This is a genomic window from Brevundimonas sp. Marseille-Q4549 (genome assembly GCF_976940555.1).
Map to the genome: position 1 here is coordinate 1,393,255 of NZ_CDRHXG010000001.1, position 16,790 is coordinate 1,410,044.

At 65.9% G+C, this 16,790-nt stretch carries 12 protein-coding genes; 4 read left to right on the forward strand and 8 right to left on the reverse strand.

Going from position 1 to position 16,790, the window contains the following annotated elements:
* Positions 1 to 17 precede the first annotated feature (17 nt).
* Genes ACWPV3_RS06925 through kduI form a run of 3 tightly spaced genes read right to left on the reverse strand, consistent with a single transcriptional unit; the run spans position 18 to position 2,724 of the window.
* Complete coding sequence (locus tag ACWPV3_RS06925) at positions 18 to 1,076, reverse strand: PfkB family carbohydrate kinase (protein WP_453977357.1); 1,059 nt, start codon at positions 1,074 to 1,076, stop codon at positions 18 to 20.
* Between the two features lie 20 nt (positions 1,077 to 1,096).
* Positions 1,097 to 1,855: a 2-dehydro-3-deoxy-D-gluconate 5-dehydrogenase KduD gene (gene kduD / locus ACWPV3_RS06930; protein WP_453977358.1), complete on the reverse strand. Its 759-nt coding sequence runs from the start codon at positions 1,853 to 1,855 to the stop codon at positions 1,097 to 1,099.
* 23 nt (positions 1,856 to 1,878) lie between these two features.
* Positions 1,879 to 2,724, reverse strand: a complete 846-nt coding sequence (gene kduI / locus ACWPV3_RS06935; protein ID WP_453978507.1) for a 5-dehydro-4-deoxy-D-glucuronate isomerase — start codon at positions 2,722 to 2,724, stop codon at positions 1,879 to 1,881.
* A gap of 307 nt (positions 2,725 to 3,031) precedes the next feature.
* Between kduI and bglB the strand changes: the two genes are divergently transcribed.
* The 4 genes from bglB (at position 3,032) to ACWPV3_RS06955 (ending at position 12,028) form a co-directional block, all read left to right on the forward strand.
* Positions 3,032 to 4,138 (forward strand): beta-galactosidase BglB, encoded by a 1,107-nt coding sequence (gene bglB, locus ACWPV3_RS06940; RefSeq protein ID WP_314434949.1) that lies wholly within the window; start codon positions 3,032 to 3,034, stop codon positions 4,136 to 4,138.
* 25 nt (positions 4,139 to 4,163) lie between these two features.
* On the forward strand, positions 4,164 to 5,753 hold the full coding sequence (locus tag ACWPV3_RS06945) for an MFS transporter (protein WP_453977359.1): 1,590 nt from the start codon (positions 4,164 to 4,166) through the stop codon (positions 5,751 to 5,753).
* Between the two features lie 318 nt (positions 5,754 to 6,071).
* A complete protein-coding gene (locus ACWPV3_RS06950) occupies positions 6,072 to 9,203 on the forward strand; it encodes a TonB-dependent receptor (protein WP_453977360.1) in 3,132 nt (1,043 codons plus the stop codon).
* An 89-nt stretch (positions 9,204 to 9,292) separates the two neighbouring features.
* Positions 9,293 to 12,028, forward strand: a complete 2,736-nt coding sequence (locus tag ACWPV3_RS06955; RefSeq protein WP_453977361.1) for an exo-rhamnogalacturonan lyase family protein — start codon at positions 9,293 to 9,295, stop codon at positions 12,026 to 12,028.
* A gap of 19 nt (positions 12,029 to 12,047) precedes the next feature.
* On the opposite strand, the gene ACWPV3_RS06960 is transcribed toward ACWPV3_RS06955, so the two are convergent.
* Genes ACWPV3_RS06960 through rhmD form a run of 5 tightly spaced genes read right to left on the reverse strand, consistent with a single transcriptional unit; the run spans position 12,048 to position 16,733 of the window.
* Positions 12,048 to 12,950 carry an amidohydrolase family protein gene (locus ACWPV3_RS06960; protein WP_453977362.1) on the reverse strand — a complete coding sequence of 301 codons (903 nt, stop codon included), beginning with the start codon at positions 12,948 to 12,950 and terminating at the stop codon, positions 12,048 to 12,050.
* Complete coding sequence (locus ACWPV3_RS06965) at positions 12,947 to 13,909, reverse strand: alpha/beta hydrolase (RefSeq protein WP_453977363.1); 963 nt, start codon at positions 13,907 to 13,909, stop codon at positions 12,947 to 12,949. The genes ACWPV3_RS06960 and ACWPV3_RS06965 overlap by 4 nt, the downstream gene beginning before the upstream one ends.
* Before the next feature lie 14 nt (positions 13,910 to 13,923).
* Positions 13,924 to 14,673 carry an SDR family NAD(P)-dependent oxidoreductase gene (locus ACWPV3_RS06970; protein ID WP_453977364.1) on the reverse strand — a complete coding sequence of 250 codons (750 nt, stop codon included), beginning with the start codon at positions 14,671 to 14,673 and terminating at the stop codon, positions 13,924 to 13,926.
* Complete coding sequence (locus tag ACWPV3_RS06975) at positions 14,670 to 15,518, reverse strand: fumarylacetoacetate hydrolase family protein (RefSeq protein ID WP_453977365.1); 849 nt, start codon at positions 15,516 to 15,518, stop codon at positions 14,670 to 14,672. Before ACWPV3_RS06975 ends, ACWPV3_RS06970 begins: the two co-directional genes overlap by 4 nt.
* Before the next feature lie 21 nt (positions 15,519 to 15,539).
* The gene (gene rhmD, locus ACWPV3_RS06980; RefSeq protein ID WP_453977366.1) at positions 15,540 to 16,733 is read right to left on the reverse strand and encodes an L-rhamnonate dehydratase; all 1,194 of its coding nucleotides are present in this window, start codon (positions 16,731 to 16,733) and stop codon (positions 15,540 to 15,542) included.
* Positions 16,734 to 16,790: the final 57 nt, after the last annotated feature.

Genomic DNA, 16,790 nt, shown 5'->3' on the forward strand with positions numbered 1-16,790 from the left:
CCTTGTCAGGGTCCGGCCTATCGCCGGATGTCGAAACCGCCGTTGTTCATGGCGGCGTGCACGTCTTCGGCGGAGGCGAGGTTGAAGTCGCCGGGTATGGCGTGTTTGAGGCCGGCGGCGGCGAGGCCGAAGTCCAGCGCCTGCTGGTCGGTCCATCCGCTCCACAGGCCGAACAGAACCCCAGACGCAAAGGCGTCTCCGCCGCCGACGCGGTCGACGACGCCGGTCAACTGGATGGGCGGGGCCAGGGTCTCGACGATCCGATCGCCGTCGCGGGTCATGAGGATGGCGGACAGGGCCTGGTCGGCGACGCTGTCCTGGACCCTGTGGGTGCAGGCGATGCGCTCCAGGCGAGGGAAGGCGGCGAAGGCGGCCCTGGCGGCCTGACGACGGCGCTCGGCCGGGTCGGGATTGTCGAAGGCGGTCTTCAGCACCAGGGCGAAGTCGCGGTCGTCGGCGAAGGCGACGGTCGCGCCCGCCAGCATCCGGCCCAGGGTCGCGGGCGGATCGCCGTCCCACTGCTCCCACAGCTTGCCCCGGAAGTTGCCGTCATAGCTGACCTTGACGCCCTTGCTGACGGCGGCCTCGATCAGGGCGACGGCGGCGGCGGAGCCGTTGGGGCTGGTCGCGGGGGTGACGCCCGAGGCGTGCAGCCATTCCACGCCGTCCAACAGCCGATCCCAGTCGAAGACGTTATTCACCTGTTCGACGAAGGCCGAGCAGGCGCGGTCGTAGAGAACCTCGGACGGACGCCGCACCGCGCCGGGCGTCAGGAAATACAGCCCCATCCGGCCCGGCGTGAAGACGATGGGGGCGGTGTCCACGCCGTGCTGGCGCACCGCATCGCGGGCGGCGCGGCCCAGGGCGTTGTCGGGCAGGACGGTGGCCATGCGGGTCGGCACGCCGAACCGGGCCAGGGAGACGGCGACGTTCGCCTCGGCTCCCGCCGGACGCACGGTCAGGGCGGGGGACTGCAGCAGCAGTTCGTTCTGGTTCGGCGACAGCCGCAGCAGCATCTCGCCGAAGCAGAGGATCGTACCGGCGGCGGCCGAAGAATCCGAGGCGATGTTGGTCATGTGCGAACGCTAACCCGGCGTCAGCGCGCCTGCCAGCCGCCGTCGACCGGCAGGATGGCGCCCTGGACATAGTCGGAGGCCCGGCTGGCCAGGAAGACGGCGGCGCCGCCCAGGTCCGAGGGCTGGCCCCAGCGGCCGGCGGGGATGCGGCCCAGGATCTCGGCCGAACGCACCGGGTCCTCGCGCAGGGCCTGGGTGTTGGCCGTGGCGAAATAGCCGGGGGCGATGGCGTTGGCGGTGATGCCGTGCGGCGCCCATTCATTGGCCATCAGCTTGGTCAGGCCGGCGACGCCCGACTTGGACGCGGTGTAGGAGGGCACGCGGATGCCGCCCTGGAAGGACAGCATGGAGGCGATGTTGATGATCTTGCCGCCGTCGCCCTGTTTGATGAACAGGCGGGCGACCGCCTGGCTCATGAAGAAGACCGTCTTCAGATTGATGTTCATCACCAGGTCCCAGTCGGCCTCGGTGAAGTCCACGGCGTCGGCGCGGCGGATCAGGCCGGCGTTGTTGACCAGGATGTCCACCCGGCCCATCGCCTCCAGCGCCTCGGCCAGCACGCGCTCGACCGGCTCGATGGAGGTCAGGTCGGCGCCGACGGCGTGGGCGCGGCGGCCCATGGCCTTCACCTGGGCGACCGTGTCGTCGGAATCGGACAGGGCCACCGAAACGATGTCGGCGCCCGCCTCGGCCAGGGCCAGGGCGATGCCCTGACCCAGACCCACATTGCCGCCCGTGACCAGCGCCACCTTGCCGGTCAGATCAAACGGATTGCTCATGGTGTGTCTCTCCCCTGTCCCGATCAGCGCAGCTGGCAGATGTCGAGCTTGCACATGTCGGTATAGTCCAGGTTCTCGCCGCCCATGCCCCAGATGAAGGTGTAGTTGGAGGTGCCCGAACCCATGTGGATCGACCAGGGCGGGCTGATCACCGCCTCGCCGTCGGCCATGACGATGTGGCGCGCGTTGTCCGGCTCGCCCATGAAATGGAAGACGCGGTCGTTCTCGCCCAGGCCGAAGTAGAGATAGGCTTCCGAGCGGCGGTCGTGCAGGTGCGGCGGCATGGTGTTCCACACCGAACCGGGCTTCAGCACCGTCACGCCCAGCAGCAGCTGGCAGGACTTCACCTTGGCCGGGACGATGTACTGATAGATGGTGCGCTCGTTCGATGTCTCCAGCGACCCCATCTCCAGCGGCACGGCCTCTTCGATCGAGATCTTGGTCAGGTCGTAGCGGGCGTGGGCCGGCATGGCGATCAGATAGAAGCGGGCCGGTTCGGCCGCGTCCTTCGAGGCGAAGGTGACGTCGCTCGACCCCATAGGCACATACAGGCCGTCACGGAAGGCCAGTTCGACGGTTTCGCCGTCGACGGTGATCGAACCGGCGCCGCCGATGTTGACCACGCCCAGTTCGCGCGCGTGCAGGAAGGGTTTGCCCGCCAGGGACGCCGGCTCGGAATGGGTCGGCAGGCTCAGGGCGCCGGCGACCGGCATGGCCCCGCCCAGCACCATCCGCTCATTGTGCGAATAGTTCAGGCTGACCTTGTCCGGCGTGAACAGGCCGCCGACCAGATAGCGGTCGCGCAGCTGCTGGTTCGTCGCGCCGTCCATCATGTCCGGGTGGGTCGCCTGATAAATCTTGTCGTACATGGGGTCGGACATGGTCTTTGGCCTCGAACAGGTTGGTCGCGACGCCCGTCCTCTCCGAACGGCCGCCCCGAAGGCTTTACAGAGTCTCGGCCCCGTTCTTGACGGGGCATTTATGCTCACATAATGAGAGTGGCATATAAGAAATGGGACGGCGTTGCTAGGCGTCGTTTTCGAGAATAGGGTGGAAACTGTCGGGAAGGCCAAGGGCGCGCGTGACGGCTTGTCGCCGTCGCGCCCGTGGAAATCCCTGCCTGATCATCTCCGCCCTGATGTGAATGACGGCGCCCCGGCGCCTTGGGAATCCGCGATGCCGAACCTGATCCACGACCTGCCTTACGCCGACGTCCGTGACGCCATCGCGCGCCTGATGGACAATCTGGTGAACATCAAGGACGACACCGGCGAGTTCCTGCTGCGCTTGGAAGACGGCCGGGTGATCGACACCAAGGGCTGGAACGACTGGGAATGGACCCACGGCATCGGCCTCTATGGCATCTACAAACTGTATGAGCAGACCAACGATCCGGCCGCGCTGGACATCATGCTCAACTGGTTCCGCGACCGTTTCGCCGCCGGGACGCCGACCAAGAACATCAACACGGTCTCGCCCTTCCTGACCCTGGCCTATCTGTACGAACAGACGGGCGACCAGACCTTCATTCCCTACCTCGACACCTGGGCGGAATGGCTGATGGACGGCCTGCCCCGCACCGAAGAGGACGGTTTCCAGCACATCGTCTTCAATGACGAGAACCCGCAGGAACTATGGGACGACACACTGATGATGAGCGTCCTGCCGCTGGCCAAGATCGGCCTGGTGCTGGACCGCCCGCACTATGTCGAGGAGGCCAAGAAGCAGTTCCTCATCCACATCAAATATCTGTTCGACCGCAAGACTGGCCTGTGGTTCCACGGCTGGACCTTCCTGGGACGGCACAACTTCGCCGACGCCCTGTGGGCGCGCGGCAACTGCTGGGTCACGATCGCCATCCCGGAGTTCATCGAACTGCTGGACCTGCCGCCCGAGGACAGCCTGCGTCGCTTCCTGATCGAGACGCTGGAGGCCCAGGTGAAGGCCCTGGCCCAGCATCAGGACGAGAGCGGCCTGTGGCGCACCCTGATCCCGGACCACGACAGCTATCTGGAGGCGTCGGCCACCGCCGGCTTCGCCTACGGCATCCTGAAGGCGGTCCGCAAACGCTACATCAGCGCCGAATACGCCCCGATGGCGCTGAAGGCGGTCAAGGGCGTCCTGGCCAACATTTCGGACGACGGCGAGCTGCAGCAGGTGTCGTTCGGCACCCCGGTCTTCGACGATCTGCAGGGCTACAAGGACATTCCCCTGACCTCCATGCCCTACGGCCAGTCCCTGGCGATCCTGTGCCTGGGTGAATTCCTGCGTCAGTACATCTGACGCGGCGCGGTCTGGAGAAGTCGAGATGACGTCCACGCAATCGTCCCCCCGCAGCCCGCGCTGGTACAACTACTGGGGCTGGGGCTCCGGCGACATGCTGGGGGCGGGGGCGCAGGCCGTCATCACCGGCTGGCTGTTCTACTTCTTCACGACCTTCTGCGACCTGACGCCGGTTGAGGCGGGCCTGATTCTGGGTCTGCCGCGCCTGCTGGAGGCCATCACCTGTCCGCTGATCGGCTATGTGTCGGACAATCTGCGCCACACCTGGATCGGGCGAACGGTGGGGCGCAGGAAGATCTTCCTGCTGATCACCATTCCGCTGCTGCCCAGCTTCGCCCTGATCTTCATCAGCGGCCAGACCTTCGTCTATTATCTGACGACCTTCATCTTCTTTGAGCTGCTGTACACGATGTTTCTCATTCCGTGGGAGACGCTCGCGGCCGAGATGACCAAGGATTACAAGGAGAAGGCCAAGTTCGCCGGGGCGCGGATGCTGGTGGCGCAAAGCTCGGCCATCCTGGCCTCCTATCTGCCGACCCTGATCATCAACAACTTCGGCGGCAAGGATTCGGCCCAGACCTTCCTGATCATGGCGGCCATCTTCGGCCTGTTGTTCAGCGCCGTGGTGATCCTGGTGGTGATCTTCACCTGGGAACGGCCCTTCACCAACGACGAAAAGGCGATGAAGGCCGAGCCGCTGAACCTGCGCCGGGCGGCCCTGATCCCGGTCAACATGTTCCGCGACCTGTTCTCGACGTTGCGCATCCGCGCCTTCCGCCAGCATCTGTCGATCTATCTGGGCGGCTATATCTCGCAGGACATTTTCAACACCGCCTTCCCGATCTTCGTGGCCACGGTGATGCGGGGCGCGACGGTGATGATCTCGCAGATGATGACGGTGATGTATGTCGCCCAGCTGCTCTCGGTCATGGCGGCGATCCACCTGGTCATCCGCATCGGTCCGGTGATCGCCTACCGGATCGCGGCGGGCTTCTTCGCCAGCGCCTTGGTGCTGCTGCTGGCCTTCTATTTCGTGCGGCCCAGCATCGGCGGTCAGGATCTGTTCGCCCTGATCAATCCGGTCTCGGGCGGGTTCAACCTGGGCGCCGCCTTCTGGCTGCTGGGACCGATTGTTCTGGCGGGGCTGGGTCGGGGCACGCTGAACTTCGTGCCGTGGTCGGTCTACAACTATCTGCCGGATGTCGATGAAGCGGTCACGGGGCAGCGGCGCGAAGGCATTTTCGCCGGCGTCATGACGCTGGTGCGCAAGGTCGCGCAGTCCGGCGCCATCATCCTGACGGGCTGGATCATAGAGGCGGGGGGCTATGTCTCGCCCAAGGCCGGGGCGGCGGGCGTCGCCGTGGTTCAGACGCCGGGCGCAGTCGCGACGGTGGCTGGGCTGCTGGTCGCAGGGCCGATCCTGGTCATGGGGGCGGGCGCGATCCTGTCCTGGTCTTTCCGTCTGGATCAACCCAGCCACAAGATTCTGATGAGCGAGATCGACCGCTTGCGCGCGGGAGCGACCGAACCCTCCACGCCTGAAGCCAAATCGGTGGTCGAGAGCCTGACCGGCTGGCCCTTCGAAAAACTGTGGGGCCGCAACAGGCTGTCCTGACGGCGTTTTTTACGCTCCAAGCCTAATTTCTCAAAATATGAGACGACAAATTCATATTTGGCACAAATCGCTGCAGGTGCTATAGCTGTTCTCGCAACAAGAATTCGAGTCCGCAAAAGGACCGCTTGCAGGAGGGAAGCGCGCAAGGCGCGCCGGGAGGAGCGGGGTCCGCAGGGCCGCCGGTCTGCGGCGACGACCTGAGAGGACACGGCGGGCGATCATGGCCCGCGACACCGCCTTCAGAGAATGAACCGCCGGGGAGCGGCCGCGAAGGCGTCGATCAAAACAATAAGGCCCCAGGCCGGAGGAGGATTTTCAGTGACGACACAATCGAACGGGCGTTTGGCTCGCCGCTTCATGTACACCGCCGGCGCCGCCGCCCTGATGCTGGGCGCCGCGGGCGCAGCGACCGCGCAGGACACGGCTCAGAGCCAGGCTTCGACCGCTCCGGTCTCCACCGTCGACGAAGTCGTGGTGGTCGGCACGCGCTCCAGCCTTCAGTCGGCCATGAACCGCAAGCGTTCGGCCGGCACCGTGTCGGACTCCATCGTCGCCGACGACATCGGCCAGTTTCCCGACAAGAACGTGGGCGAGGCCCTGGGCCGCGTCACCGGGGTTCAGCTGTCGCGTGACTTCGGCGAAGGCAACGCCGTCTCCATTCGCGGCGTCGAGCCGGACCTGAACCGGGTCGAGATCAACGGCGTCAGCGTCCTGTCCACGGCGGGCAATCTGAACGTCTATGGCGGCGGCGGCCGCTCCAACGACTTCCGCGAACTGCCGGCCGAAATCGTCAAGTCGATCGACGTCTTCAAGGGCTTCACCGCCGACATGACCGAAGGCGCGGTGGGCGGCACGGTGTCGGTGCAGACCCGCAAGCCCCTGGATTTCCGTAACCCCACCTTCTCGATGACCGTGTCGGGTCAAAAGCTGGACACCTTGCCGGACTGGAAGCCCCGCGCCAGCTTCTTTGGCGCTACGCAGTTGCTGGACGGTCGCCTGGGCCTGATGGCCAATGTCACCTATGACAGCGTCCTGACGCGCGGCGACTTCTACGACGACCACTCCTGGGCGCGTCTGGCCGATTTCGACAATTCGCCGGAGAAGACGGTCAACTACTATAACCAGTCCTACAGCCGCGCGGTGAACGACTACATCGCGTCCATCGGCAGCGAAGCGGCCTGCGCCACAATAACCACGCCGGACGCAAACACGCTGACCACGGCCCAGGCGCGCACCGCCTGTCAAAGCCAATGGTACGACTATAATCCGCGCATCCCCCGCTACCGCGTCTGGACGCGGGAAGATGAGCGCACTTCGGGTGAATTCACGGCGGAGTACAAGTTCGCCGATAATCTGCGTGGTTTCGTCACCTATCAGACGAACAAGCGGACGCAGCAGCTGAACGACATCAACTATGGCACGGATTTCACCAGCCTTGATCGCCTGAACTACGCCGCCGGCTGCCCGCGGGTGACGACGACCACGGCGGAAAGTGTGCCGGGCGTGGTCGTGGATGCGAACCACAACGTCATCCAGTACAGGGTGGGCAGCTGCCTCGGCACCTCCGGACGAGGCGGCGACACGTCCTTCAGCATCTCGTCGCGTGATTTCCAGTACGAAACCACCTCCGACTACATTACCTATGGACTGAAGTGGTACAATGACCGCTTCAAGGTGGATTTCTTGGGCGCCAACGCCAAGAGTGAAACGCTGAGCCAGACGAACAACGTTTCGGTCAGCTTCAACACGCCGGGTCTGGTCGTCAGCCTGGAGCCGGGCACCTCGGCGCCGATCTTCACCTTCGCTCCGGGCGCTTCGCCCGCCGACGCCGCCGCCGTCAGCCAGTATCAAATCCAGTACCGGCCCTCGCAGTCGTCGAACAGCGAAGATCAGTACAAGCTGGACGTTGACTTTGATCCCCGCACCACCTTCCTGACCAACATCAAGTTCGGCGGTCGCTACTCCAACGCAGAAACTCAGGGTTACGACTACGGCGGCTTCATCGTCAGCCCTGGAGCCAATCTGGCGTCAGAAATCGATAACATCGTCATCTACGCCAATTCGATCAACTCGACGGCGCGGGTGGATAACGCGGCGACGATCGACCAGACCGCGCCGGTGTATGGCAACCCGTATCAGACCAGCTACTGGAACACGACCGAGACTTGGTCGCGGGCCTTCTCGAACTCGGTCTTCGCCTCGGCGATGACGCCGCTGCCGTCCGATTTCCATTACGCTGGCGGTGGTTTGCCTGCGAACTGGCTGTATCCGAACTTTAACGCCATCGCCCAAAACCTAGACACCACCCACTTCAATCTGGACAATCTGTATTCCGGCGTCGGCAATGACGGAAAAACCTACGACCAAATCCCCTACCGGGTGAAGGAGCAGACGGACGCCCAATATGTCCGCCTGGATTGGGCCCTGCCGATCTTCGGCCTGGATCTTGTCGGGAATCTAGGACTGCGACGGGTTCACACCCAGACCCAGACGGCCGGGAAATTCACCCGCAGCGAGACGCGCCTGGTCAACGGTGTCGCGACCACGGCCGTGGTGTCCAACACCCTGGTCGAGCAGACTCGGGACTATACGAAGTGGCTGCCCAGCTTCAACGTCAACGCCTGGTTGATCGACAACAAGCTGAGCATGCGCGTGGGTTACGCCAAGCTGATGGCGCGGCCGCTGTACAACTATCTGATCCCGAACATGACCTGCACCATCAACTACGCCAACGATGGGACGGCGGACGATGGTCCGGACAGCTGCTCGGCGGGCAACCCCGATCTGAAGCCCTATGAGGCGTCGCAGTACGACCTGTCGTTCGAGTTCTATCCGAACCGCGACACCCAGCTTTCGGCGGGCTTCTTCTACAAGGACATCCAGACCTTCTACCTGCCGTCGCGCACCAGCCTGGGGCAACGGGACGTCTTCGGTGACGGGGTCCTGTACTACTACAACAGCTTCATCAACGGCGAAGGCGCCAAGATTTCGGGCGTCGAGCTGACGGCCAAGACCGCCTTCACCTTCCTGCCGGGGCTGTTGTCGGGCTTCGGGGTCGATCTGAACTACACCTATCAGGAAGCGTCGGACGTGGGCGTCTACAGCCAACTGGATGGTTCAGAACTGTCTTACCCCGGCCTGTCCAGCGACAGCTACAACGCGACCCTGTGGTACGAGCGGGGGCCGATCAACGCGCGTCTGGCCTATAACTACAGGTCTCAGTATCTGGTCACGGCGGCCGACCAGTCGGGCAACCCGGTCATCAAGGAACCGACCGGCTATCTGGACGGCAAGATTTCGTGGAAGCCCGGTCTGAAGGGGCTGACGCTCTTTGCGGAAGGCAAGAACCTGACCGAGGAGGACGAGTCGACCTACGCCGGCGACATCCGTCTGATCAATCGGGGCTATTCGGGCCGTCGCTTCTTCCTCGGCGCGACCTACAAATACTGATCGTCGCGGCGATCACGGCCGTCGCCCCAGCGGGCGGCGGCCGTTTGTTTTTCAGAGCCTAATCGCCGCTGGGGCGGCGGGAGTTGACCATGTCGTTCCAACCTTCTCGGCGTCACCTGCTGATGGGCGCGGGCGCCCTCGCGGCGGCTCAGGCCATGTCGGGCGCCGCGATCGCCGCGCCGCGCCAGGCCGCGCCCGCCACGCCGCTGCGCTGGCTGGATGGCGAGAAGCCCGCACGTCTGGACGGAACGACCTTCGGCGTGCCGTGGCCGCGCGGCGCGCTTCGTCCCAATCAGTCGTTCGGCGTGCGTGACGGCGCGGGTCGTGCGACGCCGGTGCAGTCCTGGCCCATCGCCTATTGGCCCGACGGCTCGCTGAAATGGTCGGCCCACGCCGTGACGGGCGATGCGGCGATGGACGGCCTGACGCTGGTTCCCGGCGCCCCGGCCGCGCCGACGCAGCCGGTTCGCGCCGCCGATCAGGGCCAGCAGATCGTCGTCACGGTCGGCGACCTGGAATGGCGGGTGCCCAAGTCGGGCGACGCCCTGGTCTCCGGCGCCACGCGCGCGGGTCGGCCCGTGGTCGGCAAGCTGTCGCTGGTCGCCCTGTCGCAGGACAAGCCGGAACTGGAGGCGGGCGGGGCGGTGAAGTCCTCGCGCTACGGCGTTCGCATCCGTCAGGCGGTGGTGGAGCAGTCCGGCCCCGTGCGCGCGGTGATCAAGCTGGACGGCGTCCACACCGATGGGACGCGCGAGTGGCTGCCGGTGTCGGTGCGGCTGTATTTCTACGCCGGGTCCGACGCCGTGCGGATCGTTCACAGCTTCATCTTCGATGGCGATCCGAAGACGGACTTCATTCGCGGCCTGGGCGTCGTCGCCGACACGCCGATGACGGACGCCAGCTATAACCGCCACATCCGTATCGCCGGTGAGGGCGAGGGCGTGTGGGGCGAGGCGGTCCGCACCCTGACGGGCCTGCGCACCCGCGCCAATCCGACCGCCGCCGTGCGCCAGGCCCAGATCGAGGGCCGGGCGGTGGCCTTCGCCGACCTGCCCGACATCCTGAAGAACGACGGCCTGCAATGGGTGCCGGAATGGGGCGATTTCGCCTTCAACCAGCTGTCGCCCGACGGTTTCACCCTGCGCAAGCGGACCAGCGAGGGGCACGCCTGGATCGATTCCAATGCCGGCAAACGCAGCCGGGGCCTGGCCTATGTCGGCGGCGTCTCGGGCGGGGTCGCCCTGGGCCTGAAGGACTTCTGGCAGCGGGCGCCGGTCGCGCTGGACATCCGCAACGCCCATACGGACACGGCCCAGCTGACCGCCTGGATGTGGTCGCCCGAGGCGCCGGCCATGGACCTGCGCCCCTATCGCAGCGCCAACGGCATGGACACGACGGCCGAGGAGCTGGTCGGTCTGGACATCACCTATGAGGACTATGAGGCTGGCTGGGACGACGCGCACGGCATCGCCCGCACGTCCGAGCTGACCCTGTGGGCGCTGGGCGCGACCCCGTCGCACGACGTCTTCTCCACAATGGCGCAACAGGTCGCGGATCCGGCGCGTCTGACGGTCGAGCCGGAGCGGCTGCATGTGGCGGGCGTGTTCGGCGATTGGTCCTTGCCCGATACGTCGACGCCGATCCGCGCCGCGTTGGAAGGCCGTCTGACCCATCTGCTGGATCATTATGTTCAAGAGGTCGATCAGCGGCGCTGGTACGGCTTCTGGTCCTATGGCGACGTGATGCACACCTACGATCCGGATCGTCATATGTGGCGCTACGACGTGGGCGGATACGCCTGGGACAACTCCGAGCTTTCGACCGACCTGTGGCTGTGGACCAGCTATCTGCGGACGGGCCGGGCCGATCTGTTCAAGATGGCCGAGGCCATGACGCGCCACACGGGCGAGGTGGACGTCTATCACCTGGGCCGGTTCAAGGGGTTCGGCACGCGCCACGGGGTGCAGCACTGGTCGGATTCGTCCAAACAGCCGCGCGTCTCGAACGTCGCCTATCGCCGTATCTATTACTTCCTGACGGCGGACGAGCGGGTCGGCGACCTGATGCGCGAACTGAACACCTCGGACCATGCGCTTCAGAACGTCGACATTTCGCGCAAGCTGCCGCCCGCGCCGGGTCGCGTCGTGCCCGAGGGGCAGGTGGTGTCCGGCTTCGGCACGTCGTGGGGCGCCTTCATTGCCGCCTGGCTGACGGAATGGGAGCGGACGGGCGACCGGCGCTGGCGCGACCGGATCGTCAACGGCATGACCACCATCGGCGGGTTGAAGCGCCGCTGGTTCGCCGGGGAGGCGCCATTCGACCTGGCCACCGGCCGCTATCAGGGCCAGGGCGACTATGTCGCCGTGTCGCATCTGAACGCCGTCTTCGGCGTGGCGGAGATGAACGCCGAGCTGCTGGACCTGCTGGACGTGCCGTCCTACCGCCGCGCGTGGCTGGAGTACTGCCGCTACTACAACGCCTCGCCGCAGGAGATTTCGGGCCTCCTGGGCCAGGTCCCGCCGGGGCGGTCGCTGACCGAGGCCCATTCGCGCCTGACCGCCTACGCCGCGCACGAGGAGCGGGACGCGGCCCTGGCCCAGCGCGCCTGGAGCGAGTTCCTGGGCAACGATCCGGCCAAGCTGCGCGCCCTGTTGAACGCACGTGGCGACACGGTCGGCGGGACCGAGGTGCTGCGTCCAATCCACGAGGACCCGCAGGTGTCGACCAACGACGCGGCGCAATGGAGCCTGGCCGCCATCGAGAATCTGGCCCTGATCGGCGACAGTCTGGAAGAGGCGGCGGCGCGTCTGGGCTACAGGTCGTGATCGCCGCTGCGCGCCGGCGTCAGAGGCGGTAGATCGTCTCGGCGGCGCCGGCGAACAACCGATCCCGCTCCTCGGCCGAGAAGTCGGCCGTGATGGCGTCGAAGGCGGAATAGAAGGCGTCGAAGGTTCCGTGGACGCTTTCCACGGGAAAGTCCGAGGCGAACATGGCCCGTTCGGTCCCGAAGGCGTCGATGCACTCCAGGACGATGGGACGGATCGAATCCGGCGTCCAGGCGCGGTCGGTGATGCCCAGGCCGGAAATCTTGATCGACACCTGCGGCTGGGCCGCCAGCAGGCGCAGCCCGGCGCGCCAGCGCTCCATGCCGATGGCGTCGCGATCGGTCGGCAGGCTGGCGTGATTGACGATCAACGGAATGTCGGGATGGCGCGCGGCGATCGCGGCCGCCGTCGCCATCTGCGATGGATAGAGCTGCAGATCGAACGACAGCCCATGCCGGGCCAGTCTGGCGAACCCCGCGACCCATTGCGGGTCCAGCAGCAGGTCGCGGTCGGTATAGGTCTTCAGCGGGTCTTCATGCCAGCAGACGATCTGGCGAACGCCCCGCACGTTCGGCCGCGCGGCGTGGGCCTCCAGCAGGGCGTCTAGATCGGGGTCCAGCAGATCGGCCCCGGCGACGATGCCGTGAGGATAGCCGCGCTGGTCCGCGAGGGCTTGCAGCCAGTCGGTCTCGGCCAGTTGCCGGCCCCTGGGCTGTCCGGCCTCGACATGGACGATCTTGTCCACGCGCCAGCCCGCCGTATCGGCCAGATAGTCGTCCAGCAGATAGTCCCGGTGCGCGATGGGCGTCATGTCCCCCGCCGGATTGTTCGGCAGGGGATCGTCCTGAAGCCAGCCATAGCGGGCGCGCGACAGGTCCCACAGGTGGACGTGGCTGTCGATGATGCGAAGACCGGACGTCATGACGCGGGCTGCGCCTCCTTGCTGAAATAACCGCGCGCCCGCAGCCAGGCGTCCAGCGCCTGCGGCCACAGAGTCAGGGCGGGGTCGGCGCCGCCCAGGCCCGAGCCGTGCGACCCGTGGGCGAACAGGTGCATCTCCACGTCCTTGCCCGCCGTCGCCAAGGCCGAATACAGATCGACCGAACCCCGAACCGGGACCAAGGCGTCGTCGGTGGTGTGATAGATGAAGGTCGGCGGGGCCTTGGCCACGACGCCCGGCAGGGGGGTATAGGCGACATAGTCCCGAGGGGCGCAATCCCAACGGGCCATGCGGGCGAAGCGGCAGTATTCGGAGCCGCCCTCGGCGTTCAGATCGGTCGCCTCAAGCCAGGGATAGGCCAGGATCAGGAAATCGGGACGGCTTGAGACCCGCTCGACCGCATCGGGGGCGGCGGCGTCGCCGTCGTCCGACAGGCTGGCCGTCATGGCCGCCAGATGGCCGCCGGCGGAAAAGCCCATCAGGCCGATCCGGTCGGCGTCCAGGCCGAAGGCGCGGGCGTTGGCGCGGACGAACCGAACCGCGCGCTCTCCGTCCTCGATCGGCTGGGGCAGGGGACGGCCCGCGCCGTGACGGTATTTCAGCACGAAGGCGCTGATCCCGCGCGCGGCGAACCAGTCGGCGACCTGCCGCCCCTCCAGATTGCCCGCGAGGTTCACATAGCCGCCGCCGGGCGCGATGATGACCGCCGCGCCGCTGCGTCGCCCGTTCTGCGGCGCGAACAGGGTCAGGGATGCGTCGTCCTCGCCCGGCCTCAACCCGTAGGTTCGGGTCTGGAGCAGATCGTCCTGGGCCAGACTGGATGGGGCGTCGGCGGTCTGGGCCCGCGCGACCGGCGACAGCAGGCCGCCGAGCGCCAGAATGACCGCCGCCGCTCCGGTCGCGACACGGGCGCGCCGACATCCGAAAATCCAGCCGCCCATGTCGTGTCCCGGTCTCAGTATGTCGTTCTTCCGCCGGAGGTGTCGAAGGTGGAGGCGGTTGTGAAGCTGCATTCCTCGGAGGCCATGAAACAGACCATGGCGGCGCTTTCCTCGACTTCGCCCAGGCGTCCCATTGGGATTTTGGAGCGCATATAGTCGACCTGGCTCTGGGGCAGCTGCTCCAGGATGGGGCTTTCGAAGGTGGCGGGGGTCAGGCTGTTGGCGATGACGCCCTTGCCGGCCAGTTCCTTGCCCAGCGACTTGGTGAAGCCGATGACCCCGGCCTTGGAGGCGGAATAGGCTGAGGCGTTGGGATTGCCTTCCTTGCCCGCGACCGAGGCGACGTTGACGATGCGGCCATAGCCCGCCTTCAGCATGAAGGGGGTGATGGCGCGGCAGCAGTAGAAGACGCCGTTCAGATTGATGTCGATGACCCGGCGCCAGCTGTCCAGCGGGAAGTCCTGCACCGGCACGGTGGCCCCGGTGATGCCGGCCGAGGCGATCAGGATGTCGATGCCGCCCAGAAGCCCGTGCGTCTGTTCGGCGGCGGCGGCCACCGCATCGGCGTCGGCGACGTCCAGGGCGACCACATGGCTGGCCCCGATCTCTTCGGCGGCGGCCTTCAGCGCGTCGGCGTTCAGGTCCCACAGGGCCACCTTGCCGCCCTCGGCGACGATGCGGGCGGCGGCGGCCTTGCCCAGGCCCGAGGCGCCGCCGGTGACGACGGCGACGCGGCCCGCGAAACGGTCCCGATAGGCGTTCATCGCGTCCACTCCACGAAGGTCTGGCCCTGTTCGCCCAGCTTCTGGATGCCCAGACGCACCGTGTCGCCCGGCTTCAGATACAGCGGCGGCTTCTGGCCCAGGCCCACGCCGGGGGGAGTGCCGGTGGTGATCAGGTCGCCAGGCTCCAGCGTCATGAACTCCGACAGATAGGAGACGATCTCGGCGACGCCGAAGATCATGGTCCTGGTGTTGCCGGTCTGCATCCGCTGGCCGTTCAGGTCCAGCCACATGTCCAGGTTCTGCACGTCGCCGACCTCGTCGGTCGTGACCAGCCAGGGGCCGACAGGCCCGAAGGTGTCGCAGCCCTTGCCCTTGTCCCAGGTGCCGCCGCGTTCGGTCTGGAAGGCGCGTTCGGACACGTCGTTGATCAACACATAGCCGGCGACGTGATCCAGGGCCTGTTCCTTGGCGACGTAGGAGGCGGGCTTGCCGATGACGATGCCCAGTTCGACCTCCCAGTCGGTCTTCTCCGAACCGCGCGGAATGACCACGTCGTCGTTCGGCCCGTTCAGGCAGGTGATGGCCTTGGTGAAGACGACCGGCTCTTCCGGGATCGGCAGGTTGGATTCCGCCGCGTGATCCGCGAAGTTCAGGCCGATGGCGATGAACTTGCGGCTGCCGTTCACCGGCACGCCATAGCGCGGTTCGCCCTCGACCAGAGGAAGCGTGGTGGGGTCGATGGCTTTCAGGGCGTCGAGGGCGGGGCCATGCAGTTGATCCGGGGTGATGTCGGCGATGACGCCCGACAGGTCGCGGATACGCCCTTCGGCGTCCAGCGTGCCCGGCTTTTCCTGGCCCTTGGGGCCGTAACGCAGCAGTTTCATGGTGGAGGAAGGGCTTTCGTCTTAACGCGCGTAGGGGCGATGCAGGGCGATGTCTCGGTTCAGCTCGACGCCGAAGCCGGGGGTATCTGGAACTTTCAGGCGGCCGTTTACGGGGACGGGTTCGCCGATCAGCTGCGGATGGAACATCGGCACGACCTCGTCGGCGCCTGGGGCCATCATCAGGAACTCGGCGAACGGGCTGTTATGGCGCGTCACCACGAAGTGATAGGAATAGACCGATGAGCCGTGCGGGATCATCAGCACGCTCTTGGCGTCGGCCATGGCGGAAATCTTGATCAGTTCGGTCACGCCGCCGCACCAGCCGACGTCCGGCTGGATGATGTCGCAGCATTCCATTTCCAGCAGCATGCGGAAGCCCCAGCGGGTGGCCTCATGCTCGCCGGTCGTGACTAGCATCCCCTTGGGGACGTTCTTCTTCAGCGCCTGATAGCCCCAGTAGTCGTCGGGGCTCAGCGCCTCCTCGATCCACTTCAGACCCAGTTTGTGGGCTTCGTGCGCCAGGCGTGTGGCGTAGTTCAGGTCCAGCGCCATCCAGCAGTCGAACATCAGCCAGAAGTCGTCGCCGCAGGCGTTGCGCATGGCCTCCAGCTCGGCGAGATTCTTGTGCAGACCCTCCTCGCCCTCAGCCGGGCCGTGGTGCAGGGGCATCTTGCCGCCGATGAAGCCCAGTTCCTTGGCTTTGTCGGGCCGAGCGCCGGTGGCGTAGAAGGTCAGCTCGTCGCGCACTGGACCGCCCAGTATGGCGAAGACCGGCTCCTGACGCAGGCGGCCCAGCAAGTCCCACAGCGCCAAATCGACGCCGGAGATGGCGTTCACCACCAGACCCTTGCGGCCGTAGTACTGGGTGGAGAAATACATCTGGTCCCAGATCTTCTCGACCTCGGACGGATCGCGGCCTTCCAGGAAGCGGGCCAGATGTTTCTCGACGATATAGGCCGCCGGTTCGCCGCCGGTCGTCACGGCGAAGCCAACCACGCCGTTTTCGGCCTCGATCTCGACGACCAGGGTGCCCAGCACATTGATGCCGAAGCTTCGGCGGCTCTGGCGATATTCTGGATATTTCGCCATCGGCGTGGCGATATGGTCGTCGATCCAGTGGCCGTCGCCTTGGTCGTGATAGTCGGCGCCGCCGCCGTTTCCGTCGTTTTTCACGACAAAGGCGCGGACGTGTTTGATGCGAGGCACGCGGCTCATCGCGCAATCACCGAAAAATGGCGATCTGCTCCCATAATGCGGGATTTCACTGGCTTT

What these genes read in the sequence shown, in the direction of transcription:
- ACWPV3_RS06925 (WP_453977357.1), bottom strand. Translation starts at nt 1,076, where the DNA reads ATGACCAACATCGCCTCGGATTCTTCGGCCGCCGCCGGTACGATCCTC.
- kduD (WP_453977358.1), bottom strand. Translation starts at nt 1,855, where the DNA reads ATGAGCAATCCGTTTGATCTGACCGGCAAGGTGGCGCTGGTCACGGGC.
- kduI (WP_453978507.1), bottom strand. Translation starts at nt 2,724, where the DNA reads ATGTACGACAAGATTTATCAGGCGACCCACCCGGACATGATGGACGGC.
- bglB (WP_314434949.1), top strand. Translation starts at nt 3,032, where the DNA reads ATGCCGAACCTGATCCACGACCTGCCTTACGCCGACGTCCGTGACGCC.
- ACWPV3_RS06945 (WP_453977359.1), top strand. Translation starts at nt 4,164, where the DNA reads ATGACGTCCACGCAATCGTCCCCCCGCAGCCCGCGCTGGTACAACTAC.
- ACWPV3_RS06955 (WP_453977361.1), top strand. Translation starts at nt 9,293, where the DNA reads ATGTCGTTCCAACCTTCTCGGCGTCACCTGCTGATGGGCGCGGGCGCC.
- ACWPV3_RS06960 (WP_453977362.1), bottom strand. Translation starts at nt 12,950, where the DNA reads ATGACGTCCGGTCTTCGCATCATCGACAGCCACGTCCACCTGTGGGAC.
- ACWPV3_RS06965 (WP_453977363.1), bottom strand. Translation starts at nt 13,909, where the DNA reads ATGGGCGGCTGGATTTTCGGATGTCGGCGCGCCCGTGTCGCGACCGGA.
- ACWPV3_RS06970 (WP_453977364.1), bottom strand. Translation starts at nt 14,673, where the DNA reads ATGAACGCCTATCGGGACCGTTTCGCGGGCCGCGTCGCCGTCGTCACC.
- ACWPV3_RS06975 (WP_453977365.1), bottom strand. Translation starts at nt 15,518, where the DNA reads ATGAAACTGCTGCGTTACGGCCCCAAGGGCCAGGAAAAGCCGGGCACG.
- rhmD (WP_453977366.1), bottom strand. Translation starts at nt 16,733, where the DNA reads ATGAGCCGCGTGCCTCGCATCAAACACGTCCGCGCCTTTGTCGTGAAA.